This is a genomic window from Streptomyces sp. NBC_01363, from assembly GCF_026340595.1.
Lineage (GTDB): Bacteria > Actinomycetota > Actinomycetes > Streptomycetales > Streptomycetaceae > Streptomyces.
The window spans coordinates 602,149-617,719 of sequence record NZ_JAPEPF010000002.1; the positions used below are offsets into that span (position 1 = coordinate 602,149).

Annotated in this window: 14 protein-coding genes; 8 read left to right on the forward strand and 6 right to left on the reverse strand. The window is 72.2% G+C overall.

Going from position 1 to position 15,571, the window contains the following annotated elements; translation table 11 throughout:
* Positions 1–66 precede the first annotated feature (66 nt).
* The 3 genes from OG611_RS30735 (at position 67) to OG611_RS30745 (ending at position 1,581) form a co-directional block, all read left to right on the forward strand.
* Positions 67–450, forward strand: a complete 384-nt coding sequence (locus tag OG611_RS30735; protein WP_018105285.1) for a helix-turn-helix domain-containing protein — start codon at positions 67–69, stop codon at positions 448–450.
* A gap of 253 nt (positions 451–703) precedes the next feature.
* Positions 704–898, forward strand: coding sequence for a CsbD family protein (locus OG611_RS30740; RefSeq protein ID WP_266427558.1), 195 nt, complete (start codon positions 704–706; stop codon positions 896–898).
* Between the two features lie 323 nt (positions 899–1,221).
* On the forward strand, positions 1,222–1,581 hold the full coding sequence (locus OG611_RS30745) for a hypothetical protein (RefSeq protein ID WP_266427561.1): 360 nt from the start codon (positions 1,222–1,224) through the stop codon (positions 1,579–1,581).
* On the opposite strand, the gene OG611_RS30750 is transcribed toward OG611_RS30745, so the two are convergent.
* The 3 genes from OG611_RS30750 to OG611_RS30760 form a co-directional block, all read right to left on the reverse strand.
* A complete protein-coding gene (locus OG611_RS30750) occupies positions 1,529–2,293 on the reverse strand; it encodes an SDR family NAD(P)-dependent oxidoreductase (RefSeq protein ID WP_266427564.1) in 765 nt (254 codons plus the stop codon). The two genes, OG611_RS30745 and OG611_RS30750, sit on opposite strands and share 53 nt — an antisense overlap.
* 32 nt (positions 2,294–2,325) lie before the next feature.
* Positions 2,326–3,129, reverse strand: a complete 804-nt coding sequence (locus OG611_RS30755) for a DNA-formamidopyrimidine glycosylase family protein (protein ID WP_266427567.1) — start codon at positions 3,127–3,129, stop codon at positions 2,326–2,328.
* A gap of 95 nt (positions 3,130–3,224) precedes the next feature.
* A complete protein-coding gene (locus OG611_RS30760; protein ID WP_266427570.1) occupies positions 3,225–7,892 on the reverse strand; it encodes a DEAD/DEAH box helicase in 4,668 nt (1,555 codons plus the stop codon).
* A gap of 81 nt (positions 7,893–7,973) precedes the next feature.
* Here OG611_RS30760 and OG611_RS30765 point away from each other — a divergent pair, with 81 nt between their 5' ends.
* From OG611_RS30765 to OG611_RS30775, 3 genes are read left to right on the forward strand one after another with little or no spacing between them, the layout of a single operon-like run.
* Positions 7,974–8,843: an AraC family transcriptional regulator gene (locus tag OG611_RS30765; RefSeq protein ID WP_266427573.1), complete on the forward strand. Its 870-nt coding sequence runs from the start codon at positions 7,974–7,976 to the stop codon at positions 8,841–8,843.
* A gap of 10 nt (positions 8,844–8,853) precedes the next feature.
* Complete coding sequence (locus OG611_RS30770; RefSeq protein WP_266427575.1) at positions 8,854–9,657, forward strand: AzlC family ABC transporter permease; 804 nt, start codon at positions 8,854–8,856, stop codon at positions 9,655–9,657.
* Positions 9,654–9,959: an AzlD domain-containing protein gene (locus OG611_RS30775; RefSeq protein WP_093539376.1), complete on the forward strand. Its 306-nt coding sequence runs from the start codon at positions 9,654–9,656 to the stop codon at positions 9,957–9,959. Before OG611_RS30770 ends, OG611_RS30775 begins: the two co-directional genes overlap by 4 nt.
* A gap of 192 nt (positions 9,960–10,151) precedes the next feature.
* On the opposite strand, the gene OG611_RS30780 is transcribed toward OG611_RS30775, so the two are convergent.
* The gene (locus tag OG611_RS30780; protein ID WP_266427581.1) at positions 10,152–11,504 is read right to left on the reverse strand and encodes an MFS transporter; all 1,353 of its coding nucleotides are present in this window, start codon (positions 11,502–11,504) and stop codon (positions 10,152–10,154) included.
* Complete coding sequence (locus OG611_RS30785; protein ID WP_266427583.1) at positions 11,501–12,898, reverse strand: alkyl sulfatase dimerization domain-containing protein; 1,398 nt, start codon at positions 12,896–12,898, stop codon at positions 11,501–11,503. Before OG611_RS30785 ends, OG611_RS30780 begins: the two co-directional genes overlap by 4 nt.
* A gap of 151 nt (positions 12,899–13,049) precedes the next feature.
* Here OG611_RS30785 and OG611_RS30790 point away from each other — a divergent pair, with 151 nt between their 5' ends.
* Positions 13,050–14,327: a CdaR family transcriptional regulator gene (locus OG611_RS30790; RefSeq protein ID WP_266427586.1), complete on the forward strand. Its 1,278-nt coding sequence runs from the start codon at positions 13,050–13,052 to the stop codon at positions 14,325–14,327.
* 29 nt (positions 14,328–14,356) lie between these two features.
* On the opposite strand, the gene OG611_RS30795 is transcribed toward OG611_RS30790, so the two are convergent.
* Entirely contained in the window at positions 14,357–15,271 is a 915-nt protein-coding gene (locus OG611_RS30795) for a hypothetical protein (RefSeq protein WP_266427589.1), read from the reverse strand.
* A 79-nt stretch (positions 15,272–15,350) separates the two neighbouring features.
* Here OG611_RS30795 and OG611_RS30800 point away from each other — a divergent pair, with 79 nt between their 5' ends.
* A complete protein-coding gene (locus OG611_RS30800; RefSeq protein WP_114247022.1) occupies positions 15,351–15,545 on the forward strand; it encodes a DUF3046 domain-containing protein in 195 nt (64 codons plus the stop codon).
* Positions 15,546–15,571: the final 26 nt, after the last annotated feature.

Below are 15,571 nucleotides of genomic sequence, written 5' to 3' on the forward strand. Positions count from 1 at the left end.
CGCGGCGCGAGGCGGTACGGTGGGGCGTGAAGGATGCGGCTACGCGGTCCGAGGAGGGAGCCACCGATGATTCTGCTCCGTCGCCTGCTTGGTGACGTGCTGCGTCGGCAGCGCCAGCGCCAAGGCCGTACTCTGCGCGAAGTCTCCTCGTCCGCCCGAGTCTCGCTCGGCTATCTCTCCGAGGTGGAGCGGGGGCAGAAGGAGGCATCCTCCGAGCTGCTCTCCGCCATTTGCGACGCGCTTGACGTACGGATGTCCGAGCTCATGCGTGAAGTGAGCGATGAGCTGTCGCTGGCCGAACTGGCCGAGTCGGCAGCAGCCAGTGATCCGGTGCCTGTACCGGTCCGGCCAATGCTCAATTCCGTCTCCGTGACGTCGGTGGCAGGTGTGCCGACGGGACGGGTGACCATCAAGGCGCCCGCGGAAGCGGTGGATGTCGTCGCCGCCTGACCCGCGTGGTCCGGTGTGAAACCGAGCCCCGGTCGTCCCCCTTGCGGGGGCGGTCGGGGCTTCTGCATGTTCCGAGGGAGGAGAGACGGACGGGGTGTTCCGGCGGCGGGCTCGGGCGGCAGTCACAGGGGTCGGCTGAGGCGGCCTGTTCGGGCGGCGGCCCAGACGGTTCTCGAATGACCGTTTTATGTGCTTTGTGTCATGGTGGGTGGTGCCGAACGGGAGAGTTGTTCCCCTACCCGAAGGAGTCACAGTGGTTGACGAAGGCGCCAAGGACAAGATCAAGGGCAAGGCCAAGGAAGCCATGGGCAAGATGACCGGCGACCGGCGCAAGGAGGCCGAGGGCAAGATGGACCAGGCCAAGGGCCGAGCCAAGGGCACCATGAGCGGCGCCCAGGAGCGCGCGGAGGACATGAAGGACTCTCTGCGCCCCGACGACGAGCGCTGACCGCGTACACCGAGCCCCCACCCGAAACGGTGGGGGCTCGGTGGTGCCGCGGTACCGTCCGTTCTGGATGCGGCCCGAGCCCGGCCGGGCGAGACTGCGGAGAGCGGAACGTCGGCCGGTGGGATCGCGTCGTGATCGCGCATTCCGGTCCCGCGCCGGAGAGCCTCCGGCCGGAGCGGGGTCACGGTCCGGCACGCCGTGCCCGGGAGTTCCGGGCGAGAGCGCGCAATCGTCCGCGGCTGTGCACATCGCGCCGGTGGTGCGCCGATGCGCCCTCCCGCCGGGCGAGCGCGCCGCACTAGGTTCGGCCGGAGGAGGCAGCCATGGTACGGCGATGGGTGCCGGCGCTCGTTCTCGGCGGGGTGTGGTGGTGGGCCGTGCTGCGGCTCGTGCTGGAGCCGGCTCATGCCGGGTTTGTCGAGGGTGCGGTGGCGGCGGGTGGATGGGGGCTGAGCCTGCTGCCCGTCCATGTGGCGGCGACCGCCGGGTCGGCGGGGGCGGGCGGTCGCGGTGCGAAGGCGGGCGGAGGGGGTGTGCGAGCGGGCGTGGCCCGGTGGTCGGCTGTCGGGGAGCGGTGGGCGGGCCGCTGGTTCGATGTCGGAGCCCGGTGGGTGGAGCGGGGGCTGCGGGCTACCAGGGCATGGCTACGCCGCCGTTCGGGCGGAGGATCTGGCCGGTCATGAAGGCCGACGCGTCGGAAGCGAGATGGAGCACGGTGTGGGCCACGTCCTCGGGTTCGCCCACTCGCCCGAGCGGGGAGATCCGCGCCATCGTGGCCTCCACCCGGTGCTGCCGGTCCGCGTCGTGGCGGGTGGTCATGGGCGTGCGAATCCAGCCCGGGGCGACGGCGTTGACGCGGATGGCGTGCGGCCCCAGTTCGGTCGCCAGCGTCTTCGTCAGCTGGACGACCGCGGCCTTGGCCGCGCTGTAGCAGAGCAGCCCCGGGCCGGCGGAGTCGACCGCTCCCGAGGCCATGGTGATCAGTGAGCCGGGGGCGCCGCGCGCGATCATGCTGCGGGCCACTTCCTGACAGGCGTACAGCACGCCCTTGAAATTGACCGCGAGAACGCGGTCGAGATCCTCGTCCGTGGTCTCCAGGACGCTGCTCGAATGCATGATTCCGGCGACGGCGGCCAGGATGTCGAGGTCGCCGGCGGCGGCCACCGCGGCCTCGACCCGACTGCGGTCGGTGACATCGAGGCCGTGGATGCGGGATGCGCCACCCGCCTCGGTGATCAGCTCCCGGGTTTCCAGCAGGCCCTTCTCGTCCAGGTCGGCGCAGTGCACGGTGGCGCCCGCGGCCGCGAGCAGGATGGCGCAGGCTCGGCCGATGCCGCCTGCCGCGCCGGTGACGAACGCGGAGCGGCCCGTGAGGTCGTACGCGGTGAGGGGCATGACCGGACGGTACGACTGGATCTGACGGATCGTCAACTGGTGTGGGGGCCTGACTGGCAGCGCGGACACCAGTAGGTGGGGCGGGTGTCCTGATCCGCGGAGCGGATGGGAGTGCCGCAGCGCAGGCAGGGGCGGTCGGCCCTGCCGTAGACCCAGAGCCGTTCTTTCGGGCCGTACCCACGCGGGGCCGTGCTCGTGGTCGTGCGCATCGGGCGGTCGCGGTTGGCTTCGAGCAGCTGTTTGGCTGTCGTGACCAGGCGGGCGGCGGTGGGGGCGGCCAGGTCGCCGACGGGGAGCCAGGGGGTGGCGCGGGCCAGGAAGCAGAGCTCGGCCTTGTAGATGTTGCCGATTCCGGCCAGGTTGCGCTGGTCCAGCAGGGCTTCGCCGAGGGGACGGTCGGGGGCCGCGAGCAGATTGTGCAGAGCGGTGTCGGGGTCCCAGTCCGGGCCCAGCAGATCGGGGCCGAGATGACCGACCGCCTTCTCCTCGTCCCGGGTGCGGAGGAGTTCGAGGACCGGCAGCCGGTAGCCGACGGCGGTGTGCTCCGCGTTGGCGAGGACGGCACGGATCTGGTGGGCGGGGCCACCGCGCCAGCGCTCGCCCGTGGCGTAGACGCGCCAGGCACCGTCCATCCGAAGGTGGCTGTGAAGGGTGAGGCCGCCCTCGATACGAGTGAGGAGATGCTTGCCGCGCGAGATGACGTCCAGAACCGTCCGGCCGGTGAGGTCGGTGGTGGCGAACCGGGGCACGCGCAGGTCGGAGCGGGTGAGGACCTGACCGGCGAGTGCGGTGTGCAGACGTTTGGCCGTCTGCAGGACGGTATCTCCTTCGGGCATGCCTCCATGATGCGGGGCGAGGAGGGGGTGTGGGCTGGTGTGCGTGGTGTGGGGGTGCGCGGTGCGGCGTACGAGGAGTGGGGTGCGCCGGTGGTTCAGGCGCGCAGGCGGAGCCCCCTCGGAGTGGCGAGGAAGCCGGCCGCCTCCAGCGTGCGGCCGAGCGGGGAGGTCAGGGACGGTGCGCCGTTGGTGCGCTCCACCGTTACCGTGCCGAGCGCCCCCGCGCGGGCGGCCGCCGCCAGTGCTCCCGCTGCCGCGAGGAGAGCGGGGTCGTCCGGGTCGGTGGGCCAGGCCAGCAGCGTCTTGCCGCCGCGCTCCATGTACATCGCCAGCTCGCCGTCGACCAGCACCACCAGGGCGCCCGCCTTGCGGCCGGGTTTGTGCCCGGCCCCGTCCGGCGGCTCGGGCCAGGGCAGGGCCGCGCCGTAGGCATTGGCCGGGTCCGCCGCGGCGAGGACCAGGGCGCGGGGCGCGGCGCCCGGCTCCGCACGGTCGCGGGCGGTGGATGTGGCACGCAGCCGGTCCACCGCGCCGTCCATCGCGAACTGTGCCGCTCCCAGCCCTTCGACCACGTAGCCGCGCCGGGCCTGCCCGTTGTCCTCGAAGGCGGACAGGATGCGGTACGTCGCGGAGAAGCCGCCTTCGACGCCCTCGGCCTGGACCGCGCCGCGGGTCACCACTCCGTGGCGGTCCAGGAGTGTGCGGGCCAGGGCATGGGCACGGTGTGTGGGGTCGGGTTCGGTGGCGGGCAGCAGGGACCAGCGGCCCGAGACGGTGGGCGGGCCGGTGCGGGACGCGGGCCGGGCGGCGGCGGTGAGCGAGCCGTAACGCCCGCGCGGGACACTGCGTCTGGCGCGGTGGGCGGTCGACCCCGCCGTACGACCGGAGCCGAGGAGCGAGCGCAGCGGGGCGAGCGTGTCATTGGTGAGCCGGCCCGACCAGGCCAGCTCCCAGACGGCATCGGCCAGTTGTGGATCGGTGCAGTCCGGATGTGTGGTGGCGCGGACCTGATCGGCGATCTGCCGGAAGAACAGCCCGTACCCGCCGCTCAGGGTGGTCAGGACGGATTCGTGCAACGCGCTGAGCTCCAGCGGGTGCGGGGGAGGGAGGAGCAGGGGTGCGCTGTCGGCGAGATAGAGGGACAACCAGCCGTCCTTGCCCGGGAGGGCGCCGGCGCCGGCCCAGACGACCTCGCCGGTGGTGGTCAGCTCGTCGAGCAGCGCGGGGGTGTAGCCCGTGACCCGGCCCGGCAGGATCAGCTTCTCCAGCGCCGACGCCGGGACGGGCGCGCCCTGCAACTGCTCGATGGCGCGGGCCAGTCCGTCGATTCCGCGCAGGCTGTTGCTGCCCAGGTGCTGCCACTGGGGAAGGAAGCCGGCGAGTGCGGCGGGCGGGACCGGCTCCAGCTCGTGGCGGAGCGCGGCGAGCGAACGGCGGCGCAGCCGGCGCAACACGGTGGCGTCGCACCACTCCTGGCCGATACCGGCAGGATGGAACTCGCCCTGGACGGTCCGGCCGGACGCGGAGAGCCGTTGCAGCGCCCCGTCCGTGACAGCGGTGCCGAGGCCGAAACGGGTTGCGGCCTCGGTGGAGGTGAACGGGCCGTGCGTACGGGCGTACCGGCCGAGGAGATCGCCCAGGGGGTCCTTCACCGGTTCGGTGAACGCCTCGGGGACGCCGACCGGGAGGGCGGTGCCCAAGGCGTCCCGCAGGCGGCCCGCGTCCTCGATCGCGGCCCAGTGGTCCGCGCCGCCGATCCGGACCCGGATGGCCCGGCGGGCCGCGGACAGCTCCGGCGCCCATGACGGGCGGGCGCCGCGCTCCGCCAACTCCTCGTCGGTGAGCGGGCCGAGGACCCGCAGGAGGTCGGCGACGCCTTCGACGTCCTTGATCCGGCGGTCCTCGGTCAGCCACTGGAGCTCCTGCTCCAGCTCGGTCAGGACATCGGCGTCGAGCAGCTCGCGCAGCTCCGCCTGACCGAGGAGCTCCGCCAGCAGATGGGAGTCGAGGGAGAGGGCTGCGGCCCGCCGTTCGGCCAGGGGCGAGTCGCCCTCGTACAGGAACTGGGCGACGTAGCCGAACAGGAGCGAGCGCGCGAAGGGCGAGGGCTCGGGGGTGGTCACCTCCACCAGCCGGACACGGCGTGCTTCGAGATCGCCCATGACTTCCGTGAGCCCGGGGACGTCGAAGACGTCCTGGAGGCATTCGCGGACCGCTTCCAGGACGATCGGGAAGGAGCCGAACTCCGACGCCACCTGGAGAAGCTGCGCGGCACGCTGGCGCTGCTGCCACAGCGGGGTGCGCTTGCCGGGGCTGCGACGCGGGAGCAGCAGGGCGCGGGCCGCGCACTCGCGGAACCGGGAGGCGAACAGCGCCGAACCGCCGACCTGGTCGGTGACGATCTGGCCGATCTCGCCCTGATCGAACGTCACGTCCGCCGCGCCGATGGGTGGTTGTTCGCTGTCGTACGAGGGGCCCGGCAGCGGTGCCGGGTCCTGGGCCGGGGTCTGGGTGAGGTCCTGCGCGGGATCGAAGTCCAGGAGGTCCAGACCCATCAGGTCGGCGTCGGGCAGCCGCAGCACGATGCCGTCGTCGGCATGCATCACCTGGGCGTCCATGCCGTACCGCTCGGAGAGGCGGGCGCTCAGCGCCAGCGCCCACGGCGCGTGCACCTGCGCGCCGAACGGGGAATGGACCACGACCCGCCAGTCACCCAGCTCGTCACGGAAACGTTCGACGAGGATGGTCCGGTCGTCCGGCACATGGCCGCAGGCGCGGCGCTGTTCGTCGATGTACGACAGGGTGTTGTCGGCGGCCCAGGTGTCGAGACCGGCGGCGAGCAGACGCTCCCGGGCTTCCTCCGGCGACAGTCCGCCGATCTCGCGGAGAAACGCCCCGAGCGCGCGCCCCAGCTCCAGCGGGCGGCCCAGCTGGTCGCCCTTCCAGAACGGCAGCCGGCCGGGAACGCCGGGGGCGGGCGAAACCAGGACCCGGTCGCGGGTGATGTCCTCGATCCGCCAGGACGTGGTGCCGAGGGTGAAGACATCGCCGACCCGGGACTCGTACACCATCTCCTCGTCGAGTTCACCGACCCGGCCGCCGCCCTTCTTGGGGTCGGCTCCCGCGAGGAAGACCCCGAAGAGCCCCCGGTCGGGGATCGTTCCCCCGGAGGTGACGGCGAGCCGCTGTGCCCCCGGGCGGCCGGTGACCGTACCGGCCACCCGGTCCCAGACCACACGCGGGCGCAGCTCGGCGAAGGCGTCGGAGGGGTAGCGGCCGGCGAGCATGTCCAGCACGGCGGTGAACGCGGACTCGGGCAGGGAGGCGAAGGGCGCGGCGCGGCGGAACACCGCCAGCAGGTCGTCCACCTGCCAGCTGTCCAGAGCGACCATGGCGACCAACTGCTGGGCCAGCACGTCCAGCGGGTTGGACGGGACCCGGAGCGCCTCGATGGAACCCTCGCGCATCCGCTCGGTGACCACGGCAGCCTGCACCAGATCGCCCCGGTACTTGGGGAAGACCACTCCGGTGGAGACCGCGCCGACCTGGTGTCCGGCCCGGCCGACCCGTTGCAGGCCGGAGGCGACCGACGGCGGCGACTCCACCTGGATCACGAGGTCGACCGCTCCCATGTCGATGCCCAGCTCCAGACTGGAGGTGGCGACGACGGCCGGCAGCCGGCCCGCCTTGAGGTCCTCCTCCACCTGGGCGCGCTGTTCCTTGGAGACCGAACCGTGGTGGGCGCGGGCGAGCAGCGCGGGGGCGCCCTTCGCCGTACCGGACTCGGCCATGATCTCGGCGGGGGAGTGGGACTCGGCGATCGTCTCGCCGGTGAGCCGCTCGTACGCGATCTCGTTGAGGCGGTTGCACAGCCGCTCGGCGAGGCGGCGGGAATTGGCGAAGACGATGGTGGAGCGATGCTGCTGGACGAGGTCGACGATCCGCTCCTCGACGTGGGGCCAGATCGACGGCTTGTCCGCCTGGCCGGCCTGGTCGGTGTCGGTGGCGGGGGAGCCGCCGAGCTCACCCAGATCCTCGACCGGCACGACCACCGACAGGTCGAACCGCTTGGTGGACGGCGGCTGGACGATCTCCACCTTGCGCCGGGGCGAGAGGAAGCGCGCCACCTCGTCGACCGGACGGACCGTCGCCGACAGGCCGATCCGCCGTGCGGGACACGGCAGCAGCTCGTCCAGACGCTCCAGCGACACCGCGAGATGGGCGCCCCGCTTCGTGCCCGCGACGGCGTGGACCTCGTCGAGAATCACCGTCTCGACACCGGACAGCGCCTCCCGGGCGGAGGAGGTCAGCATCAGGAACAGCGATTCGGGCGTGGTGATCAGGATGTCCGGCGGCCGGGTCGCCATCGAGCGGCGCTCGGCGGGCGGGGTGTCGCCGGAACGGATTCCCACCCGGACCTCGGGCTCGGGCAGCCCCAGGCGCACCGACTCCTGGCGGATGCCGGTCAGCGGGGAGCGGAGGTTGCGCTCGACATCGACCGCGAGTGCCTTGAGGGGCGACACGTACAGCACGCGGCAGCGCTTCTTCGCCTCGGCGGGCGGCGGGACGGATGCCAGAGTGTCCAGCGCGGCGAGAAACGCGGCGAGGGTCTTGCCGGAACCGGTCGGTGCGACGACGAGCACGTCCGAACCCTCGCCGATCGCGCGCCATGCACCCTCCTGCGCCGCGGTGGGCGCACTGAAGGCACCCGCGAACCAGCCGCGGGTCGCGGGTGAGAACGAATCGAGCGCAGAGCCGACCATGTCCCCCATCGTGCACCCCGCCACTGACAACGGCCCCGACCACCTTCGGCGGCCCCGCCCCGGAGCTGCGAGAATTCGTTCATGGCGGTGATACCGGGGTCGGGATCGGGGGAGTGGGCGAGGTACTGGCAGTACGCGGAACTGCCCGACCTCGATCTGCTGCGCGCCCGGTACGTGCGCCACACCTTCCCGCGCCACAGCCACGAGGGCTATGTCTTCGGCACCATCAGCCGCGGGGTGGAGGACGTCGGGTTGCCGGGCGGCACCGTCCACGCCGGTCCCGGCACCGTGGTCATGATCAACCCGGAGGTTCCGCACACCGCCCGCGCGGGTGTGCCCGAGGGCTGGGTGTACGCCACGCTGTACCCGTCCTCGCAGGTGGTCAATGACATCGCGGCCGATACGACGAGCCTGCGCGGCACGGTCGGATTCAGCGAGACCAGCGTCGTGGACCCGTACGCGGCCCGGCTGATCGGCGAGGTCCACCGGGCGGCCGAGGAGGGAAACGCGCTCGCCGCCGACACGGTGCTGCGGGTCATGGTCACTCGGCTGCTCAGCCGGCACGGCAGCGTGCTGCCCGCCCGCGCGCCCCGCTCGGCGGGCGCGCGCGACGCGGCGCGGGCACGTGCGGTGCTGGAGGGCAGGATGGCGGCGCCGCCCACCCTGGAGGCGCTGGCGGCGGAGCTGGGTACCAGTCCGTTCGCGCTGCTGAGGGCTTTCAAGAAGCAGTACGGGATGCCGCCGCACGCCTGGCTCACCGATGCCCGGGTGCGGGCGGCGCGCCGGATGCTCGACGCGGGGACGGCGCCCGCGCGGGCGGCCGCCGAGGTCGGCTTCACCGATCAGCCGCATCTCAACCGTCACTTCACCCGGATCGTGGGAGTGCCGCCCGGCGCGTACCAGCGCGAACGTGCAAGAACGTACAAGACCGGTCCTGATCTGCCCACGTAGCGTTCCGGGCGTGGCAGAACAGACAACACTCCCAGAGGGCGTCGGCGCATCGGCCGACACACCCCACGGCAACGCCTCCGGCCCCGGAGCGCAGCCGGACGCGGCCGGGGCGAAGCCGGACGCGGCCGTCGTACGCGATGCGCTCGGTGTCGGCATAGCCGTCGGACTCTCCGGCTTCGCCTTCGGCGTGACCTCGGCCGGTTCCGGACTGAGCCTGCTGCAGACCTGCGCGCTCAGCCTCGCCGTCTTCACCGGCGCCTCGCAGTTCGCCCTCGTCGGCGCCCTCGCCGCGGGTGGCAACCCCTACACCGCGGCCGCCGGAGCCTTCTTCCTCGGCGTGCGCAACTCGTTCTACGGTCTGCGGCTGTCGCAGCTGCTGGCGCTCCCGCGGGCGCTCCGCCCCTTCGCCGCCCAGTGGGTCATCGACGAGACGACCGCCGTGACACTGCCGCAGCCGACCCGGCGGGCGGCACGGATCGGCTTCGCCGTCACCGGACTGACCCTGTACGTGCTGTGGAACCTGACCACGTTGCTGGGAGCCCTCGGCGCCGAGGCGCTCGGCGACACCGGCACCTGGGGGCTGGACGCGGCCTCACCCGCGGTCTTCCTCGCCCTCCTCGCGCCGATGCTGAAGAGCACCACAGAACGCGTCACCGCCGCGCTCGCGGTCCTGCTCGCACTCGGCCTGCTGCCCGTGCTGCCCGCGGGCGTCCCCGTCCTGCTGTCGGCGCTCGCCGCCCCCGCCGTCCTCTTCCTGAGCGGACGCCGCAAGGGCACGAGCCGGGAAACGGCCGCCACGGAGGAGAACCGATGAACGTCTGGATCGCCATCGCGCTGACCGCCGTCGGCTGCTACCTCGCCAAACTGCTCGGACTGCTGGTGCCCGCCGGTGTGCTGGAACGCCCGCTCGCCCAGCGTCTCGCCGCGCTTTTGCCTGTGGCACTGCTGGCAGCCCTCACCGCGCAGCAGACGTTCGGCGACGGGCAGCACCTGGCGCTGGACGCCAGGGGTGCCGGGCTCGCCGCGGCGGCGCTCGCGCTGGTCCTGCGTGCGCCCTTCCTCGTGGTCGTGGGCTCCGCCGTGGTCGTCACAGCGGGAGTACGTGCCCTCGGTTAGACCCCACGTGGGGGCCTGCCGTGCGGGTCGCCCGTACGGACCTCCCGTGCAGACCTGCCATGCAGGCCTCCCGTACAAACCTCCCGTACAGGCCTCCTGCACGGGGTAGGCATCCGGTAGGGGAATGCGTTCGGTAAGGGTCTCGGTCCATTGGTCCGAGACCCTTACACAGGCGCCCGTGGACGGCCGGTCTCAGTGCGCCGCCGGACCTGCCGGCGGGGTCTCCGTCACGCCCAGCCGTGCCGCGTCCCTCTCCGGCCGCAGGAAGCACACGGCGAGCACGCCGGCCACCGCCACGAGCCCGGCCATCAGCACATACGCCGAGTGGTAGCCCGTGGGCACGGATGCGGCCGCATCCACCATCCGGCCCGTGACCAGCGGAGAGAGGATTCCGGCGAGTGCGTAGACGAAGGCCAGGGCACCCAGCACCACCCCGCGCTGCCCGGCGGGCGTGATCCTGGCGACGGCCGTCTGCGAGACGGTGAGGATCACATTCGTCAGCGTCATCGGACCGACCATCAGCGCGATCTTCGCACCCACGGAGTCCACCTCGGCGAACACCGCGATCGACAGGGAGGCCACGCACATCAGGAGACCACCGCCGAGTCCCGCCGGAAGCCGGGGCGCGGTCCCCCTTCGGGAAGCCCGCCGTGCCAGCAGCCCGTGCGTCAGCAGCACCGCGGCGTTGCCGACGGCGGTGGCCGTCACCACTGCTCCCGACTGCTTCGCAGTCAGCCCCGAAACCTCGTGCAGATAGTCGGGCGCCCAGGTCAGTCCCGCCGAGAGCATCCAGTAGGCGGCGAACGCGCCGAAGGCCGCCGTCAGCCAGGTGCCGGAGAGCAGAAGCCCGCGATACGGAACGGCCAGGCGGGTCCCCTCGGAGCCGGCCGAGGCGGCCGTTCCCGGTGGTGGTGCGAGCGGCCCCTCCTCGCCCCGTGCGTACCAGCACACCGCCCACACCAGTCCGGCCAGCCCGACGACGCCGAAGGCCCAGCGCCATCCCCACGCGTCGATCACCAGGGTCAGCAGCGGGGCGGACAGCGCCACCCCGCCCGCCGCGCCGACCATCAGTACGGCGGTCGGCAGGGTCCGTTCCTTCTGCCCGAACCAGCTGTGAAGGTGGTGCACCGCCACCGGTGCGGCCGGTCCTTCGGCCGCACCGAGCAGCACCCGGGTCGCCACCAGCGTCCCGAAACCGGCGGCGCCGAGCAGCATCGGCAACTGTGCCACCGACCACAGCAGCGCCATGCCGAGCAGCAGCACGGTGGTGCGGACCCGGCGGGTCAGGAACGACACCCCCAGTGCGGCCAGGCTGAACAGGGCGAAGAACGAGGACTGCGCGGTGCCGAACTCACCCCGGGTCAGCCCCAGCTCGTCGCGGATCGGGCCGGCGGCCAGGCCCATGACGGTCTTGTCGGCGAAATTGACCAGCATGAAGGCGAGCAGCAGCCAGGTGGTGCCCCAGGCGCCCTTGTGCGCCCGCTCCTCCACCGCGGTTGCGCCGCCCGCCCGGAGCCGGCCGACGGCCCCGGCGGGCGTGGTCACCCGTCCTCCCCGGATGCTCCGCAGCCGCACCCGTCCTCGTCCGCGACACCCACGCTGATCATTCCGGCGGCCCGCTTCCGGCCGTCGGCGGAGCGGGTCAGCTCGGTCTCCAGATCGGTTCCCTCCGCCACCGCGGCCGACTCCGCCGCCGCCCAGTTGAACACCCCACGTGCCATGGTCGATGTCTCGGATGCCGCCCGCTGCCCGTAGACCCGTGCGCGTATCCGTGCCACCTCCACATCGGCCGGCGCCGCCAGCGCGGCGGTCTCGGCCAGATGCGAGGCGAGCCTCGGCTCACCCTCCTCCAGCAGCTTCAGCGCCCGCTGCGCCAGGACGGACGCGCCGCCCGCGGCGTTCGCGAACTCGGTGGCGACCGCGGCGTCCGGGGCCGGCTTGAGGTGCGCCGGATTCTGGTCGTACCAGCCGCCCCACAGCCGCCACAGATTGCGTACGACGAACTCCGGCTCGTCGTAGGCGGGATGCAGATAGGGCTTCCGCAGCAGTTCCTGGGGCACCCGTACGCCGTGCAGCACGGCATCGAGCCGGTGCCCGGCGTTCATCAGGTCCCGGGTCTGCTCGCAGAGCGACTCCAGGAGCCGGGCCGTGTCGTCGAGCGCCTGGTGCACCCGCTCCCTGCCGACGATCGGCACACCGTGGCCGGGCAGCAGCAGTTCGGCGCCGAGCTCCTGCATGGCACGCAGCGCACGCGCCCAGTCCTCCGGATACCGCTGCACCTTCTGCGGATTGCCCGCGTTGGGGGTGTTCCAGATGAAGAGGTCACCGGTGCACAGCGTCTTGAGCTCGGGGACCCATACATAGGTGCTGTCGTCGGTCTCGCCCTTGGCGTGCACCAGCTCGAAGGTCAGATTGCCGCGCACGACGGTCATCCGGTCGCGGTAGGTGGTGTCGGGGTAGCGGTAGGTGGACGGCCAGTTCAGCGACGGTACGCCGAACTGCCTGCGGTTGATCCAGGTGTTGTAGCCCGCAGTGCTGACGTACCGGTCGAAGCGGGCCGTGACCGCCTCGTGCGCGATCACCTCGGGACGGGGGCGACCCTCGCTGTCGGCCTGCCCGTCGAAGGGCTCGACGCCGAAGACATGGTCGACATGACCGTGCGTATAGACGACGGTACCGACCGGCTGTTCACTGAAGGCGCGGACGGCCTCGTGCAGCGGAGCCGCCGTCCGTATGTCGCCGGAGTCCACCAGCACCAGTCCGTCGCCGGTGTCGAACACCGCCACATTGGCGAAGGCGGGCAGGAAGCCGACCCGCTCGCGCACGGTCACCAGCTCTGCGCCGGAGTACGCCCCGGACAGGTGCGCCAGTAGTGTGTCCTCGCCCTGCCAGACCCGGTCGATATAGCTGAGATAGTCCGTCGGCTTGTGCTCGGTCATACCTGCGGCTCCTTCGGTGCTGTGCGGGCGGATGGCCCGGAACCCGAGTGTCGGCCCCGGAGGTGACCTGCGACACCCGTCCTCGTCACACCTCGACGGGCTGCGTACTGTGACGCGTCACAGGAACCCTTCAAGGAGAGGGAGCACCGACGTGACGCTGTCCGACAGGGCCAGGGTCCTCGCTCTGCGCTGCGAGCCCAGGGTCAATGAGCTGGCGCGGCACATGGCCCGTGAGTCCTTCGAGCAGCTGCCCGGGTATGCGGGGCTCCCGGACGATGTGAAGGACCTGGAGATCGCCGCGACCGTCCGGCACGGCGTACGCCTCTTTCTCCGCCGCGTCACCGAACCGCACCCCGGTCCGGGCGGGCTCCGCCTCTTCCGTGAGCGGGCGGCGCAGCGCGCGGAGGAGGGGATGCCGCTGCATCTGTTGCTGCGCAGCCACGCGCTCGGCGTCTACGTCCTGTGGCAGTTGCTGCGGGAGACGGCGGATCCCGGCGAGGAGGACGCACTGATCGAACTGGTCGATCTGCTGCTCCGGTCGCACCATTCCCTGGTCGGTGCGGTGGCCGAGACCTATATGGACGAGCGGTCCGCGCTGGAGGCGGAACAGCGCGAGCGGCGTCGCTCCCTGGTACGCGGTTTTCTCGACGGAACGCTGGAACCCGGCCGCGCCCTGCTGGAGCAGCTCGGCCTCGACGGGCCCGCGCTCGTGCTCGCCGTCGCCCTGGAACCCTCGGCCGACGCCGGTGAGGCCCCGGGGGGCGAGGCCTCGGACGGTGCTGGTCCGCGCGGTCCGGAACCGGGCGGTCCGGAACCAGGGAACGCGGTGACCGTACGGCGCCGGATGCGGCGCGTCCAGACCGTGCTCGACCAGGCATTCGGCGGGGAGCCGCTCTTCCTTTTCGACGCGGGGGCCGGGCGGGCCGTCGTACCACGCGGAGGTGAGCCACCGGGTGACCTGGCCGAGCGGCTGACGCGCGCCTGCGGGGCCGAAGTCCGGATCGCCGCCGTCGCGGCGGCGGCGCCGGAGGCGGTCCCCGAGGCGTCCCGGACGGCCGTGGAGATCCTCCGGGTCGCCCGCACCTGCGGGCTGCCGCCCGGACTGCACGTCCTGGACGACGTGCTCCTCGAATTCCATCTGTCCCGCCCCGGCCCCAGCAGCCACCGCATCGCCGCTCTGCTGGACCCCGTCGCGGGCCGTCCCGAACTGCTGCGGACCCTCCGCACCCACCTGGCACAGCACCAGGACCGACGCCTCACGGCGGTTCTGCTGGGGCTGCACCCCAACACCGTCGACAACCGCCTGGCCAGGCTCACCGAGCTGACCGGCCTGGATCCGTCGTCGCCACGCGGCGCCGCGCTCGCCATCGCGGCCCTGCTGCTGCGCGACACCGCTGCCGGGCCCGACGGAGCTTCCGCAGCCGGCTGACCGCCGGCACCCGCACCGACAGCCGGGCCTCAGTCGAGGCTGCGTCCATGGGCGCGCAGCGTCAGAAGCGCCTTGAGCGTCACGATGGGCCGTCCCTCCAGAGCCGTCCCCGGTGCCCACTGCCGCCAGTTGACCGGCCAGCCGCCGTCCGCCTGCTGCTCGGCCGCGAGATGGTCGAGCGAACGGGACAGCTCCTCGTCGGTGAACCAGTGACGGGCGAGCGACTCGGGCGTACGGGCGTAGTCGTACGGAAAGTGCTGCTCACCCGGCGCGTATCCGGCGGCGACGGGGTACTCGGCGCGCCGCTCCGGATCCAGTACGGCGAGCCGCTGATCCCGCACCAGCCGCCCGAGCCGGTCGGCCGCCGCCTCCGCCCGCGCCCGGTCCGGGGCGCCGTCCAGAAAGGCGAGCGCCGCCTCGATCTCGTACGGGTGCGACCGGTCCAGGGCGTCCACCGCGGCCCAGCAGAAGTCGGTGGCCCGAAACAGCCAGGCATGCCACACCGCGTTGCGGTGCAGGAGCCCGACGACGGGTCCGGTGGCCAACAGCTCCGCGGGAGGATCGTCGACGATCGGGATGAACGGCGCGGCGGGATAGCCGCGCTGCGTCGGCAGGAGGGCGGGCAGCGCGCCCTTCTTGGTCGACACCTCGGTGAGGAAGCGGCAGATCCGCTCCACCCGCAGCCCGTCGCAGCGCCCGATGGAGTCCAGCACATTGAGCGCGTGCGCGGTGTGCAGTGGCTGACTGACGGGGCCGCGCAGATCGGGTTCGAGCGCGTTCCCGTAGCCGCCGTCCTCGTTCAGATAGGCGGCGAGTGCGGTTTCCACGGCGTCCGCACTTCCTTCCAGGAAGTGATGGGCGAACCGCCGCTGTTCCAGGACACGGGCCGTGAGCCAGATGAACTGCTCGGCACGGTTGAGGGGACTTGTTCCGGTTCCAGCCATGGACCGACCGTAGGCCGGTAAGCGCTCTCAACAAGACGTAGCGGCCCGGCTGCACTCTCAGGAGCGGGATACTGAGGTCATGCGGTTGACGATTTTCTGGGAACGGATGGCAGACCACTTCGGCGCGGGGTACGCCGACTCCTTCGCGCGCGATCATGTGATGGCCGAGCTCGGCGGGCAGACCGTGCACCAGGCGCTGGCCGCGGGCTGGGAAACCAAGGACGTCTGGCGCGGCGTCTGCACGGCGGTCGGCATCCCCGCGGACAAGCGCTGACTCCAGGTTCGTATCCCCGGTTCGCC